The sequence below is a fragment of the Mycobacterium heidelbergense genome, from assembly GCF_050205645.1.
GTDB lineage: Bacteria > Actinomycetota > Actinomycetes > Mycobacteriales > Mycobacteriaceae > Mycobacterium > Mycobacterium heidelbergense_A.
The window spans coordinates 58,582-71,860 of sequence record NZ_JBNMQT010000017.1 but is presented as its reverse complement, the minus strand read 5'-3'; the positions used below and the strand labels follow the sequence as shown (position 1 = coordinate 71,860).

Genomic DNA, 13,279 nt, shown 5'->3' with positions numbered 1-13,279 from the left:
GCTAAAGGCCGGTCGTCAGAATATTTGGGTTGGCAGATGCCGGCGGTTCCAGTGGCGGCAGCTCCGCCTTACCGTCGAGGCTGTGCACCGGCAGCCGTTGCGACCACGGATAGTGCAGGCTGAAGGCCACCAGGCCAGTGCGCTCTGCGGCCGGCAGATGACACATCGCCAGCACGGTCTCGGCCAGATACTCGACGGGCTCGGTGAAGAATGTTTCGGGGATCAGCTGTGCGGCACCAGGTGTGCGAATCGCCGTCGAAGGGGCAACACAGTTGACGGCGATGTTGGCATTTAGCAACTCGGCGGCCACACCCTGAGTGAAGCGATGCAATGCGGCTTTGCACGACGCGTAGATGACGTCACCGGAGGTTTTGTTGTACTCGCGGTACGGACGCACCGGCGCCACGCCGGTGACCGATCCGATGTTGACGATCCACCCGCCACCTTGCTTACGCATATGGGGCGCAGTAGCTTTGGTCAAAACAAACGGCGTCCGGAGATAGTGCTCGATGGTTCGGTCGAAGGTTTTCAATGACATGTCCTCGATCACCGAGTAGTCGGCGAAACCGGCGTTGTTGACCAGGATGTCGATGCGACCGGTACGGTCGAGCACCGAATCGACCAGGCCGTCGCGCGCCGCGCCGTCCTCTAGGTCGGCGGTCAGCCCGAACGCCGATCCGCCGGCCTCTTCGATCAGGCCGATGGTCTCGTCGATCGTCCCCGGTATCGCCGCAGTGACCCCAGACCGGGTCGACTGCGACGGTTGGTGGGCGCGCGCCGTCACCGCGACGGTCGCACCCTCGGCCGCCAGCCGCTGGGCGATCGCGCGCCCGATGCCGCGGCTACTGCCGGTGACCAAAGCCGTCTTACCGGTGAGCAATCGACTCATCGCAACGTGAAATCCTCTTCGATCGGCGCGCGATGCTGATGCCAGACGTCGACCAGCCGATACGGCGTGGCCACCACCACCCGACCCGATCCCGACCGGTAATAGGTGTGCGCCTTCGGCGTATGGCACCACACGGTGCCGCTCATCGTTTTGTCGATCGCGGCGACGTAGTCCTCGTAGGCCCGCCGCGTGACTTCCATCGTGTCGGCGCCGCGCAGCGCCATCAACTGCAGGCATTCGATGATGTAATGCGCCAGCACCTCCATCGAGAAGTTCGCGCCCGCACCGTGACCGGGGCTGTAGTTCGGTGCCGACATGGTGAATAAGTTAGGGAAGCCGGGCACGGTGCCGCCGCGGTAGGCGCGCGGGCTGTCACCCCACTCGTCGGTCAGCTTCCTGCTGTCGCGGCCCCGGATGTCGACGGTGGACAGGAAGTCCAGGTAGTAGCCGGTGGCATAGATGATCACGTCGAGATCGATTTGCCGACCATCTTGTGTGACAATGCCTTTCGCGTTGATCTCGGCAGGTTCGCTGGCCTCGACTTCAACATGATCGCGTGTCAACGCCGCGTAATACCCGCCCGGATCGCGGATGATCCGCTTGCCGTACGGCGCGAAATCCGGCGTGACCTTCTTGGCCAGCTCCGTGTCCTTGCCGAAAGTCTGCTCGATGTACTCGAGACACATCTGCAGCAGTACGTCGTTGGCCGCAGAGATGGACAAGTGGTTCTTAGCCCACTCCGGATCCTGCAGGATCACCGGATAGTTGTTGTCCGCTGTGCCCCAATAGGATTTCAGTCGGTTCCAATTCGCGTAGTAAGGCAGGTGGCGGCCAAGGTAGCGTCGATGCGCGGGCACCTCGTCGGTGGGACGTTTGCGTGGTGCCACCCAGTGCGGCTGACGCTGGAACACCGTCAGGTGGTCCACCTGGTCCACGCATGCGTCGACGATCTGCACCGCCGTGCATCCGGCCCCGATGATCGCGACCTTCTTGCCGGTGAGATCCAGCGATGAATCCCAACGTGCCGAGTGAATGCTGGTGCCCGCGAAGGTCTCCCGACCCTCGACATCGGGCCAGCGCGGGCGGTTGAGGTAGCCGGCGGCGGTGACCACGACGCAGGCATAGCTGACGTCGCGACGGCCGTCGGCATCGACGGAATGGATCTGCCACTGGTTGCGGTCGGCGTCCCACCACAACGCGTCGACCTCGGTGCCGAACCGGGTCCGCTCGCGCAGCTTGTACTTGTCGGCCAGTGCCACCAGATAGCGTTGATACTCGGCGCCTTGCGGGTAGTAGCTGCTCCAGTCGGGGTTGACATCCCAAGACAGCGAGTAATACGCCGACGGCGTGTCGACGCCGATCCCCGGATAGGTGGTGGTCAGCCAGGTGCCGCCGACTTCCTCGTTGCGGTCGAAGATCTCGTAGGACACCCCCTCGGCTGCGGCGGCCAGCGCAACGCTCATCCCCGCGATGCCCGCACCGATGATGGCGACGTTCATAGTGTCGGGAATCGGCGCCGTGCGTGGCAACGTCGGCTGGGAGCGGTGGAAGCCGCCCTGCTCGAGCAGCAGGTCCACCTGCTCGTCGTCCACCTCTGAACCCAGCGCGATCGGTAGCAATCGGGCGAACAATTCCCGGTCGGCGGCGGTCACGTGGGCGCGCCGGGGCTGATCCAGTGCGTCGATGACGGCTTGTACCAGCGCCGCGGCAGTATCGGGGTCGGTGACGCCGGCCCGTTCGGGCGGGTCGGGAATGTGCGAGATTTTCGGCGCGTACAGATCGATTACCGACGGGTCGCCGGTGAGCTGAGCCAGCACCGCCACCAGTACGCCGGGGTCAGCCTGCCGCAGGTTGTCCCGCAGTTCGCCGGGGTCAGGAGCGGCGGGGCCGTTGCGCGACGTCGATTCCGTGGCGGCGGTCATGCCGTCGAGTATTGAGCCGGGCGGTTAAGTCGCGCGGCCATCTGTCTACTCAGCGGGACACCAGTAGGCCCGCGGCGGCATCCGACGCATACCCTCCGACACATGGACCGGGTTCGCTTCGATGAACGGGCGGACGCCGTGATCGCGCAAGCCCGCAGCCATTCGCTCGGCGATATTCCGCGCCGGTCGGCCCGCCGCCAGCCGGACAAGACGGCGATCATTGACGGGGACGTCGTGTTGACCTTCGCCGAGTTCGATCATCTGGTCGACAGAGCCGCGGCAGCGTTGCACGACAACGGCTTTGCGCCTGGCGATCGTATCGCGTTGCTGGCGCACAACTGCTGGCAGTACGCTGTGCTGGCGTTCGCGACCGCACGGGCAGCGGTGGTCCTGGTGCCGATCAACTTCATGCTCACCGCCGAGGAGATCGCCTATATCTTGGGCCATAGCCGAGTCAGCGGATTCGTCGTCGAAGCGGAACTGATCCCGACGGCCGAACAAGCGATGCGGCTGGGCGGCTCAGTCACGACGAAAGTCGCGCTGCTGCCGGCCGGGGCCATGGCTGCGGCGGGCTGGGCAGACTTCGCGGCGTGGTTGACGACTACCGCCGCGACCCCCAACCCGCGCATCGACGACGACCAGCTCGTGCGGCTGATGTACACCAGCGGCACCGAGTCGCGCCCCAAGGCGGCCATGCACTCCAGCCGCAGCCTGATGTGGCAGTACGTGAGCACCGTCGTCGCCGGGTCGATGACCGGTGACGACATCGAGATCCACTCACTGCCGCTTTACCACTGCGCGCAGCTGGACAACTTTCTGGCCACCGATATCTACCTCGGCGCGACCAGCATCATCCTCCCCCGTCCGGACCCTGAACTGGTCCTGCGCACCATCGCACGCTACGGCGTGACGAATTACTTTGCGCCACCGACGGTGTGGATCAGTCTGCTGCGCTGCCCGATCTTCGACGAGGTGGACCTGTCCAGCCTGCGTAAGGGGTACTACGGCGCCTCGGCGATGCCCATCGAGATCCTCAACGAGATCCGCACGCGGCTACCAAATCTGAGTTTGTGGAACTTCTACGGGCAGACCGAGATGGCGCCGCTCGCGTCGGCGCTCGGTCCGGACGAACAGGACGCCCACGCGGGTGCGGCCGGCCGCCCCGTGGTCAACGTGGAGACGACGATTCTCGACGACAACGACATCCCGGCTGCCACCGGTGTCGTCGGCGAGATCGCCCACCGCAGCCCGCATTTGATGCTGGGCTATCTCGACGATGCCGAACGCACCGCCGAGGCCTTTCGCACCGGCTGGTTCCATTCCGGCGATCTCGGCTATTTCGACGAACACGGTCTGCTGCACGTCGTCGACCGCAAGAAAGACATGATAAAAACCGGCGGCGAGAACGTGGCAAGCCGCGAAGTCGAGGAAGTGCTGTACCGACACAGCGGTGTCCAGGAAGTCGCAGTGTTCGGCCTGGCGCACCCGGTCTGGGTGGAAGCTGTGGTGGCGGCGGTGGTGCCCCGCGTTGGAGTCGCACTCACCGAAGATGATCTGGTTGTCCACTGCCGGGAGCACCTGGCCGGATTCAAGGTACCGAAATGCGTATTCCTCGTGGATTCACTGCCGAAGAACCCCAGCGGCAAACTGCTTAAACGCGAACTGCGCGAAGGCTTCAGCCTTGACAAGCAGCTGGCCAATCTGAGATGAGCTCGCTGGTCCCTTCGCCTTCACACCGGGATGACGCCAGTACGGTGTTCCACTGACCGGGCATCCGCGGTGTCATCAGGGCCGCACCGGGGTTGACTCGCCGACATGAGCAACGACGTCACGCTGCCGGAACTGCAGGAGTTCATCGGCAGCTTCTGGTACCACTACGACGAAGCGCATTACGACGAGCTCGCGGCGACCTACGCCGAAGACGTGCGCTACCTGACCCGCAGCGATTCCGGAGCCAGCCCCTTCGAAGAATTGATGTCACCCGAATTGCACGGACGCGATGCGGTGATGGAATGGCTGTCGGAACATCGCAAGCAGAGCCCATACCCGTTGCGCCACCATGCCACCAACGTGCACCGGACCGGAACCGACGGCGACGTTACCCGCGCGCGCTTCTACATCCTCGTCAACCAAATCGCCAACTTCGTACCGTTCGCGGTGTCTAGCGGTGTCGTCAACGTCGGCGTCCGGCGCGAGGCGAGCGGGCTGGTGTTCACCGAGATGGACGTCGTGCTCGACGCCACCGACTCCGTCCTGCTGTCGGAACTTGCCGCCGGCAGCGCCGCTGGTTCGTGAGCGCACGCGAGACATTCTCTGGGGGTGTCGCCGTCATCACGGGGGCCGGTGCCGGGATCGGCGCGGGACTGGCGCGGTACGCCAGCCGCCTGGGCATGGCCGTCGTCCTTGCCGACATCGATGCCGTCGCCATCGCCGCGCTGCGCGACGAACTTTGCGAAGCGGGCGGCACGGCGGTAGACATCGTGTGCGACGTGACCGACCCGAACGCCCTCCAGGAGCTCGCCGACCGCGTCTACCGCGAAGTCGGTCTGGCGCGGCTGCTAGTTAATAATGCCGGCGTTGAGCAGTTCGGCTACTTGTGGGACACACCGGTGCCCAACTGGCGGCGCATCGTCGACATCAACATCAGCGGAGTCTTTTTTGGCGTGCGGGCGTTTCTCCCGAAGATGATGGCCACCGACGAGCAGGCCTGGGTGTGGAACCTGTCGTCGGTCGGCGCAGTGCGTGCGATTCCGTTGCAGGCGCCCTACATCATGAGCAAACACGCCGTGTTGGCGTTGACCGAGTGCCTGCATCTGGATGTTCAGTCGGCCGGGCACGACCACCACATCCACATCCAGGCCGTGCTGCCCGGCGCAGTGGTCTCCAACATCTTCGAGGCGGCCGGCGGAGTCGACCCTGACGCCAGCGATGCCGCTGCCGCCGAGTCTCAGCGCGCCGCCATGCTGGACATCAAGGCCGCGGCCATGGATCCGCTGGCGGCCGCCGAGACATTATTCGAGCAGGCCGCCGAGGGCCGGTTCTATCTACTCACCCAGCAATCCGTGGCATCGGCCATGGCAGACCGCGCGAATGTGCTTGCTGCGCAACGGCCTCCGGTGTTGAGATGACCGTTCCCGCGCTGGATCCCGACGCCGCCGAGCGGGTGGCGGCGTTCGGCGTGATCCCGCCGATGCGCGAACGCGGCTTGCCTGCGGTGCGCGCCGCGGTCGAGTCCGCGCCGCTGCCGGACGCGATGCCGGGAATGGCCACCATCCGCGATGTGGCCATACCCGGGCCCGCCGGATCGATTCCCATCCGGATCTACCGTCCCACAGACGATTCCGTTCAGCCCGTGCTTGTCTACTTTCATGGTGGCGGGCTGGTCATGGGCTCGAATCATTCTTTTGAGCCGCTGGCCCGCGAGCTGGCATCAGCGTCGGGCGCCACCGTCGTGGCCGTCGACTACCGGCTGGCCCCGGAGTCACCGCCACCCGCGCAGTTCGACGACGCCTACGCCGCGACCGAATGGGTATCACGCAACGCACGCGACCTCGGTGTCGACCCCGGGCGCGTTGCGGTGGTTGGCGACAGTGCAGGCGGGTCCCTGGCGGCCGCGGTCGCGTTGGCCGCACGCGACCGTGACGCGCCGGCGATCTGCGCGCAGGTGCTGCTATATCCGGGCCTGGATCGCGACATGACGGCCCCGTCAATCACGGCGCTACCCGATGCGCCGCTGCTTGCCCGCGACGACATCGACTACATGCATGCCCTTGCCGACGGGACGGCGGGCCCGCCGCGCGACCCGTACCTGGTTCCGGCCTACGCGTCCGACCTGTCCGGCCTGCCGCCCGCGATCGTGGTGACCGCGGCATGTGATCCGATTCAGGACTGGGGTGAGCGTTACGGCGCGCGGCTCCGAGATGCCGGCGTGCAGACAACCACCACCCGCTATCCCGGCATGTGCCACGGCTTTCTCATGCGCTCTGACGCTACGGCGCGCGGGCGGCTGGCCATCGCCGAGATCGGCGCGCTGCTGCGAGCGAAGTTCGCGCACCCGGTCCGCTTCGACGTCCCGATCACCGGACATGACGGCGCCGCGGCGCGGTGACGTCGCACACAATCACGCCAACGAAGTATTGGCAGAGGGAGACAACTGATGCTCACCGACGAGCGACGGATGGAACTTTCCGACGTGTTGCGGCCGGCGGCGCCGCCTCGCGAGATCGACAATGCCTACACCGACGACCAACGCGAGCGCCTGCTCGATATCGTGCGCACCGATGGACCGTGGAAGTTGATCATTGCGCAACACTTCGCGTCGGCAGAGGAACTGATCGCAACCATGAGCGGCGTCTTCCCCGAGGGATTCACCCCGTCACTGGACCTGTTCCTCACCCCGACCTTCCGCGGCTACCTCGCCAACTATGGCGCGGTGCTGTACCCGCAACTCCACGACTGCTTCTACAACCCCCAGTTCCTGGAGATGGCCAAAAGCTACTGGAACGCCCAATACGCCAAGCCGCAGATGATGTTGTTCAACATCAACGGCCCATGCGCCAATCGTGATCCGGGACACCTGGATTCGCCGAGCTTCCGCGGTGTGCGATCCGAGAACGCGCCGACCTGGCTCACCAGTGTGATGGGCAAGTCAGGCCTCTTCCAGGACTACCTGATCAAGATGGCCCAGGTGATCACCTGGTTCTCGCTGGACAGCGGGAGCGGATTCACCTACTGGCCCAACGGACCGCTGCAGCCCCCTCAGCGAGTCCTGCCGCCAATCAACAACCGCGGGGTTCTTGTGCAGAACGAGATGATGGTGCACCGCGGCGAGGCGAACGGGCCACTAGACCAACAGGTTCCCGCTGGTTTGGCCTTCGACACCGTCTTCACCGGCGATCCTGACGACCGCGACCATTGGCTGCTGAAGAACGACGACGACATCATCGCGCGCCACCACACCGACGAACTGCGGTTCCTGGTGCACTGGTCGGCCGAGGTGTTCTCGGACTTCGACGAGCTCAAGAAGAACATGGAAGGCTCCGACGACCTGACCCCCGAGCGGGCCATCGACACCATGGTCAAGGACGTCAATGCTCAAGGCATAAAACTTGCCATCCCGGACGATCCGCTGCACGACCCGGAATTCATCCGCACCCTCAACGCGGCCTACGACCTCGGCGGTCCGTCGAACTATCCGCAAGAAGCACCGATCAGCGCCTTTCAGCTGGCGTGACGCAACGAAAGGTCCTGCATGCTAGATCGATTCCACGACCGCAGAATCATCATCACCGGTGCCGGCTCGGGGATCGGGCAGGCCACCACGCTGCGACTGCTCGACGAAGGCGGAACGGTCGTGGGATATGACGTTTCGCCCGACGGGCTCGCCGAAACCACCGCGGCGGCAGAAACCGCCGGCACGGCTAAACGGCTGAGCACCGAAATAGTCGATGTGTCAGTCGAAGACGCGGTCGTCGGCGCGGTCAGCCGTGCCGTCGACGATCTCGGCGGCCTCGACGTGCTGGTCAACGCCGCTGCCATTCAGCGCTGTGCCAACATGCATGAGCACACGCTGGACGATTGGAACCGCACATTGGCGGTGAACTTGACCGGCACTTTCCTAATGATCCGCCAGGCGTTGCCGGCTCTGCTCGAATCCGGCCGCGGTGTGGTCGTCAACTTCACCTCCACCGCAGCGTCTTTCGCGCATCCCTACATGGCCGCGTATGCCGCCAGCAAGGGAGGAGTGTTGTCGCTGACGCATTCCTTAGCCCTCGAATACGCCAAACAGGGGCTGCGCGCCGTCAACATCCAACCAGGCGGCGTCGCCACCGCGCTGGCGCTGAGCACGCTGGACAAGATGCCCGCCGACTACGACATCGGCTTGTGGGCCAAGCAGACACCGTTGCTGCACGGGAGAGCCGACGCCATCCTCGGCGACCCGAGCTCCGTCGCGTCGGTGATCGCCATGGTGGCTTCCGACGATGGCGCGTTCATCACGGGCACCGAGATCCGGATCGACGGCGGCGCGCACGCCTGAGGACCAAGTAAGGAACAGATGGTCACGAGTACCCATATCAGCCGGGGCGGCGGGATCACAACTGCGCGAGGAACCCGTGCCGATGACGAGTATTTGCGATATCGACTCGACGTGGTTGCCGCCAGCACCCTCGACGTCGTGCAGTCCGCCGGAGGGTGGCTGTTTGACCGGGCCAGGTCGGGTTGGTCGGTATCGGTATTGCTAGCGCGTGGCTGCGATACCCGGCCGCTGCGGATCCTCGGGCTGCAGGCTTTGGAGTTCAACTCGAAATCGGCGTTGGAGTTAGTCTCGACGGCGAGCCGCATCCCGGGGCACAGTTTGGCAGTCAGCGCTGAGGTGTTCACCGGGGACGTTCGCATCCGCGAGAGAGTGTTCAAAGCCCTGGACAACCAGCTGACCGAAGTGGCGTTCTGGGGTGCGGAGTGGCCCGTGGGGGTCAATCGCACGATGGCCACGGTCCAGCATGTGCTAAGCCCGGCGGCGCGGGTGTTCAAGGGCTACGCGCTTGCAGCGGCCGGAATTCCTTGTGACTCAGTCGATCCGACCGAAAGATTGCTGTGCGGCGGCGATGAACAGCGGCGCGCATGAATGACACCCTCCACCAACGACTGACGGAGTCGGTGCGACGGCTCATTGACGTCACTATTCGCAGCGAGGCCGACGAAGACGCAGTGGCACAGGCCTTGGCTCTGGTCGACCAAACCGTCGAGCTGCTGAGCACGCGACTCATCCCTGGATCGTTCGGTGTGCGCACCAATCCCGACGGCGAAAACGTCGTTTGGGGCAATGTGGCCGTCGGGCTGCATAACCCGATCGCTCCGCCCCTAGTCATCCGGCACGATGCGGCGGGCGGCGTTCATGCCGACGTGCGCCTTGGCGCCGGCTACGAGGGACCACCCGGCCACGTGCACGGCGGGATGTGCGCTCTCATCCTGGACCATGTCCTGGGCGCGACCGCACATCAACCGGGCAAACCCGCCTACACCGGCACCCTCACGGTGCGCTATCTGCGCCCCACGCGGCTAGGTGCATTGCGAGCCGAGGCGCGGATGGAGCGGACCGATGGCACCAAAACCTACGCGGCCGGCCAACTCCGTAACGTCGATGGTGTCACGGTGGAAGCCGAAGGCGTATTCATCACGCCCCGGGAATTCACTAGCGTGAACGAGTCACAACCCCCTCCGGCGCCGTGAATTACGAGGGTGCACTCGCTATTTCATCTACGATAGCCAAGTCGCCGTGTCGCACCGCCTCGGTTATCGACTCACTCAGCGCTAAGCACGCCAGAAACACACCATGGCCGTGCGCAGATGTCTTCTGTGCTTCGGCACGCTCGGCACAACGGCCAGTCGCCTCGGCATTCCATTGCACACTGGTCTGGTTCCAGCTGCTCTTGCGAGCTAACACGTGCGCGCCACAATTGCGGCACACGACTGGCATCATTGGCATTTCATCGAGGCGATTGTCCTCCCGGACAGACGGATCGAGCGTCATCACACCTAACCGACTCCCTGCGCCGCCATGTTGGTCTCGATCTCTTTCATCCACGCCTCGTGGGGCCGGGTGGTATCTAGCTCAAACTCAAAACGGTCCACCATATCGGGTTGCACGTCTGCGACGTCGACATAGAACTGCTGATACCAGCGCCGCAGCTGGTAAACCGGGCCGTCCTCCTCGACCAGTAGCGGGTTGTCGATGCGCGCCTTGTGTCGCCAGATCTCAACATCCTGCTCGAAGCCCAGCTTCACGAAGTCGCCGAGACTGATCGCGGTCTCCATGGCCTGATCGCCGGGCAACGTGTCCGTTTTCTTCACGATGATGCCGTATTGCAGCACAAAAGAATTCGAGTCAATCGGGTAATGGCAATTGATCAGGATGGTTTTGGCATCACCGTGCTCATAGTGATAGGTCAGATCGTCGATCATGAAGGATGGACCGTAGTAGGACGCCACCGACGTGGTACCCAGCATCTGGGACCCTTCGGTGCTCCCCAGGTCGGGTCGGCTCCCGCCGTTCATGTACTGCGTCGCCACGTGCCCCTCGAAGATGTTCTTGAAATGCGTGGGCAACGAGCCGTGGATGTAGAAGAAGTGCGCCATATCCACGACGTTGTCGATGATTTCGCGACAGTTGCTGTGCACGACTGTGGTGTACCAGTGCCAGTCCGTCCACTCGTCACTGGTGGCGCCCTCGATGCGCGGGATGCCGACTTCCGGTGGCGGCGGTTTGCGCTCAGGGTCGTTCCAGACGAACAACATGCCGTCCTGCTCGAGCGTGGTCCACGCTTGTGTGCGAGCCAGTTTCGGTGCGCGCCTGCTGTAGGGCACCTGCTTGCAGCGGCCGTCGCCGCCCCAACGCCAGTCGTGGAACGGACACGCGATCTCGTTGCCCTTAACCTCGCCCTGCGACAGATCACCACCCATGTGCCGGCAGTAACCGTCGAGCACATTGATGTTGCCGTCACCGCCGCGGAAGACGACCAGCTTGTGCCCGAACGCATTGATTGCGTGCGGCCTGCCGTCACCGAAATCTCTGATCAGGCCCAGGCAGTGCCAGCCGCGCGCGAACCGGGTCGGTGCGGCCTGCGCTTCAATAAGCCGAACTGTGTCGGCCTCAGTCTGCGACGTCATCGGCATGATCTAACTCCTCCGACCCGACCCGTGCGACCCGCCTGTTCCACTCATCAGGACGGCTCTTCCTGCGTCGCACCGCCCCCGTCTACCGTTCTCACCGTGACCGCGCAGAGCACGACCATCCCTGCTGGACTTCCGGTGGCCGACACGACCGTCGATCTGTTGGTTGTCGGCTCAGGCACGGGCATGGCCGCAGCGCTGGCGGCCCGCGAACTCGGGCTGTCCGTGCTGATCGTGGAAAAGTCCTGCTACGTGGGTGGCTCGACTGCGCGGTCCGGTGGCGCTCTCTGGCTCCCCGCCTGCCCGGTGCTGCGGGAGGCCGGCGCCGACGACACCACGGAGCGCGCCACCGCTTACCTGGATTCGGTGGTCGCAGGATCGGCGTCCCGACAGCGTTCGTCCGGGTTTTTAGCGCATGTGCCCGCAACGGTTGAAATGCTGCGCCGGACGACCCCGCTACGACTGTTTTGGGCTCGGGACTACTCCGACTACCACCCCGAGGAGCCCGGCGGCAGCGCGGCGGGCCGCACCTGCGAATGCCGCCCCTTCGATACGTCGATCCTCGGCGAGTACCGTGCCCGGCTACAGCCCGGCGTGATGGAGTCGACCGTCCCGATACCCACGACGGGTGCCGACTACCGCTGGATGAACCTGGTTGCACGCGTCCCCCACAAAGGCATTCCGACGTTCGGCAAACGACTGACACAAGGCGTCGGCGGGCGGCTGCTCGGCCGGCGCTATGCTGCCGGCGGCCAGGGCCTGATGGCCGGGCTGTTCGCGGGTGTGCTGCGCGCCGGCATTGCCGTGTGGACCGACACCGCGCTGCTGCGTCTCGCCGGCGACGGCGACCGCGTGACCGGCGCGGTCGTGGACCATGACGGACGCGAGGTGACCATCACCGCCCGGCGCGGCGTGGTGCTGGCTACTGGTGGTTTCGACCACGCCATGGATATGCGATGGAAATTCCAGTCGGAGTCGTTGGGCGCCAACGTGAGCTTGGGCGCGAAAACCAACACCGGCGACGGCATCCGGGCGGGCCAGGACTTGGGCGCCGACCTCGATCTGATGGATCAGGCATGGTGGTTCCCTGCCGTCGCTCCGCTGCCTGGTAAGGCACCCGCGGTGATGTTGGCCGAGCGGTCACTTCCTGGCTGTCTGATCGTGGATCAGAACGGCCACCGGTTCGCCAACGAGTCGTCGGATTACATGTCTTTCGGCCAGCGGTTGATCGAATTGGAGCGGGCCGGAAGCCCAGTCGAGACGATGTGGATCATCTTCGATCAGCAATACCGCAACAGTTATGTCTTTGGTGCCGTGCTCTTTCCGCGGATGCGGATTCCGCAGGCGTGGTACGACGCGGGCATCGCGGTGCGCGCCGACAACTTCGGCGCTTTGGGCGAGCAGATGGGTGTTTCGGTATCGGAATTCTTCCAGACGATGACTCGCTTCAACCAAAACGCCGCTGCCGGTGAGGATCCCGACTTCGGTCGGGGCCGCAGCGCCTACGACCGCTATTACGGCGACCCGACGATCAAGCCGAACCCCAACCTGCGTCCGTTGATCAAAGGCCCGTTCTACGCCGTGCGGATGGTCCTCAGTGACCTGGGCACCTGTGGCGGGTTGAAGACCGACGAGCGGGCGCGAGTGCTCCGCGAAAACGGCGCCCCAATCGACGGGTTGTATGCAATCGGCAACACCGCCGCCAATGCGTTCGGCACAACCTACCCGGGCGCCGGCGCGACCATCGCGCAGGGACTGGTGTACGGCTACATCGCCGCCCGGGACGCGGCGGGCTAGT

13 protein-coding genes are annotated in these 13,279 nt (G+C 64.6%); 9 read left to right on the top strand and 4 right to left on the bottom strand.

Annotated elements, in window-relative coordinates:
• Position 1 precedes the first annotated feature (1 nt).
• Positions 2 to 889 carry an SDR family NAD(P)-dependent oxidoreductase gene (locus ACQI5H_RS18955; protein WP_427080861.1) on the bottom strand — a complete coding sequence of 296 codons (888 nt, stop codon included), beginning with the start codon at positions 887 to 889 and terminating at the stop codon, positions 2 to 4.
• Positions 886 to 2,811, bottom strand: a complete 1,926-nt coding sequence (locus tag ACQI5H_RS18950) for a flavin-containing monooxygenase (RefSeq protein WP_427080860.1) — start codon at positions 2,809 to 2,811, stop codon at positions 886 to 888. Before ACQI5H_RS18950 ends, ACQI5H_RS18955 begins: the two co-directional genes overlap by 4 nt.
• Before the next feature lie 102 nt (positions 2,812 to 2,913).
• On the opposite strand from ACQI5H_RS18950, the gene ACQI5H_RS18945 reads away from it, so the two are divergent.
• From ACQI5H_RS18945 to ACQI5H_RS18910, 8 genes are all read left to right on the top strand, one after another.
• Entirely contained in the window at positions 2,914 to 4,521 is a 1,608-nt protein-coding gene (locus ACQI5H_RS18945; RefSeq protein ID WP_427080859.1) for a fatty acyl-CoA synthetase, read from the top strand.
• A 105-nt stretch (positions 4,522 to 4,626) separates the two neighbouring features.
• Positions 4,627 to 5,106, top strand: a complete 480-nt coding sequence (locus tag ACQI5H_RS18940; protein WP_427080858.1) for a nuclear transport factor 2 family protein — start codon at positions 4,627 to 4,629, stop codon at positions 5,104 to 5,106.
• Positions 5,103 to 5,939: an SDR family NAD(P)-dependent oxidoreductase gene (locus ACQI5H_RS18935; RefSeq protein ID WP_427080857.1), complete on the top strand. Its 837-nt coding sequence runs from the start codon at positions 5,103 to 5,105 to the stop codon at positions 5,937 to 5,939. Before ACQI5H_RS18940 ends, ACQI5H_RS18935 begins: the two co-directional genes overlap by 4 nt.
• Positions 5,936 to 6,919, top strand: coding sequence for an alpha/beta hydrolase (locus ACQI5H_RS18930; RefSeq protein ID WP_427080856.1), 984 nt, complete (start codon positions 5,936 to 5,938; stop codon positions 6,917 to 6,919). Before ACQI5H_RS18935 ends, ACQI5H_RS18930 begins: the two co-directional genes overlap by 4 nt.
• Positions 6,920 to 6,967: 48 nt before the next feature.
• Complete coding sequence (locus ACQI5H_RS18925) at positions 6,968 to 8,044, top strand: hypothetical protein (protein WP_427080855.1); 1,077 nt, start codon at positions 6,968 to 6,970, stop codon at positions 8,042 to 8,044.
• Positions 8,045 to 8,062: 18 nt separating this feature from the next.
• Entirely contained in the window at positions 8,063 to 8,848 is a 786-nt protein-coding gene (locus ACQI5H_RS18920) for an SDR family NAD(P)-dependent oxidoreductase (protein ID WP_427080854.1), read from the top strand.
• 18 nt (positions 8,849 to 8,866) lie between these two features.
• Complete coding sequence (locus tag ACQI5H_RS18915) at positions 8,867 to 9,436, top strand: hypothetical protein (protein WP_427080853.1); 570 nt, start codon at positions 8,867 to 8,869, stop codon at positions 9,434 to 9,436.
• A complete protein-coding gene (locus ACQI5H_RS18910) occupies positions 9,433 to 10,041 on the top strand; it encodes a PaaI family thioesterase (RefSeq protein ID WP_427080852.1) in 609 nt (202 codons plus the stop codon). The genes ACQI5H_RS18915 and ACQI5H_RS18910 overlap by 4 nt, the downstream gene beginning before the upstream one ends.
• Position 10,042: 1 nt before the next feature.
• Here the strand turns inward: ACQI5H_RS18910 and ACQI5H_RS18905 are convergent, their stop codons facing one another.
• Both ACQI5H_RS18905 and ACQI5H_RS18900 read right to left on the bottom strand, forming a co-directional pair.
• Positions 10,043 to 10,342 carry a ferredoxin gene (locus tag ACQI5H_RS18905; protein WP_427080851.1) on the bottom strand — a complete coding sequence of 100 codons (300 nt, stop codon included), beginning with the start codon at positions 10,340 to 10,342 and terminating at the stop codon, positions 10,043 to 10,045.
• 5 nt (positions 10,343 to 10,347) lie between these two features.
• Positions 10,348 to 11,478, bottom strand: a complete 1,131-nt coding sequence (locus ACQI5H_RS18900; protein WP_427080850.1) for a Rieske 2Fe-2S domain-containing protein — start codon at positions 11,476 to 11,478, stop codon at positions 10,348 to 10,350.
• A 102-nt stretch (positions 11,479 to 11,580) separates the two neighbouring features.
• On the opposite strand from ACQI5H_RS18900, the gene ACQI5H_RS18895 reads away from it, so the two are divergent.
• Positions 11,581 to 13,278 carry a 3-ketosteroid-delta-1-dehydrogenase gene (locus tag ACQI5H_RS18895; RefSeq protein ID WP_427080849.1) on the top strand — a complete coding sequence of 566 codons (1,698 nt, stop codon included), beginning with the start codon at positions 11,581 to 11,583 and terminating at the stop codon, positions 13,276 to 13,278.
• Position 13,279: the final 1 nt, after the last annotated feature.

Coding starts and splice junctions, on each gene's coding strand:
- ACQI5H_RS18955 (WP_427080861.1), bottom strand. CDS start 889: ATGAGTCGATTGCTCACCGGTAAGACGGCTTTGGTCACCGGCAGTAGC.
- ACQI5H_RS18950 (WP_427080860.1), bottom strand. CDS start 2,811: ATGACCGCCGCCACGGAATCGACGTCGCGCAACGGCCCCGCCGCTCCT.
- ACQI5H_RS18945 (WP_427080859.1), top strand. CDS start 2,914: ATGGACCGGGTTCGCTTCGATGAACGGGCGGACGCCGTGATCGCGCAA.
- ACQI5H_RS18940 (WP_427080858.1), top strand. CDS start 4,627: ATGAGCAACGACGTCACGCTGCCGGAACTGCAGGAGTTCATCGGCAGC.
- ACQI5H_RS18930 (WP_427080856.1), top strand. CDS start 5,936: ATGACCGTTCCCGCGCTGGATCCCGACGCCGCCGAGCGGGTGGCGGCG.
- ACQI5H_RS18925 (WP_427080855.1), top strand. CDS start 6,968: ATGCTCACCGACGAGCGACGGATGGAACTTTCCGACGTGTTGCGGCCG.
- ACQI5H_RS18920 (WP_427080854.1), top strand. CDS start 8,063: ATGCTAGATCGATTCCACGACCGCAGAATCATCATCACCGGTGCCGGC.
- ACQI5H_RS18915 (WP_427080853.1), top strand. CDS start 8,867: ATGGTCACGAGTACCCATATCAGCCGGGGCGGCGGGATCACAACTGCG.
- ACQI5H_RS18910 (WP_427080852.1), top strand. CDS start 9,433: ATGAATGACACCCTCCACCAACGACTGACGGAGTCGGTGCGACGGCTC.
- ACQI5H_RS18905 (WP_427080851.1), bottom strand. CDS start 10,342: ATGACGCTCGATCCGTCTGTCCGGGAGGACAATCGCCTCGATGAAATG.
- ACQI5H_RS18900 (WP_427080850.1), bottom strand. CDS start 11,478: ATGACGTCGCAGACTGAGGCCGACACAGTTCGGCTTATTGAAGCGCAG.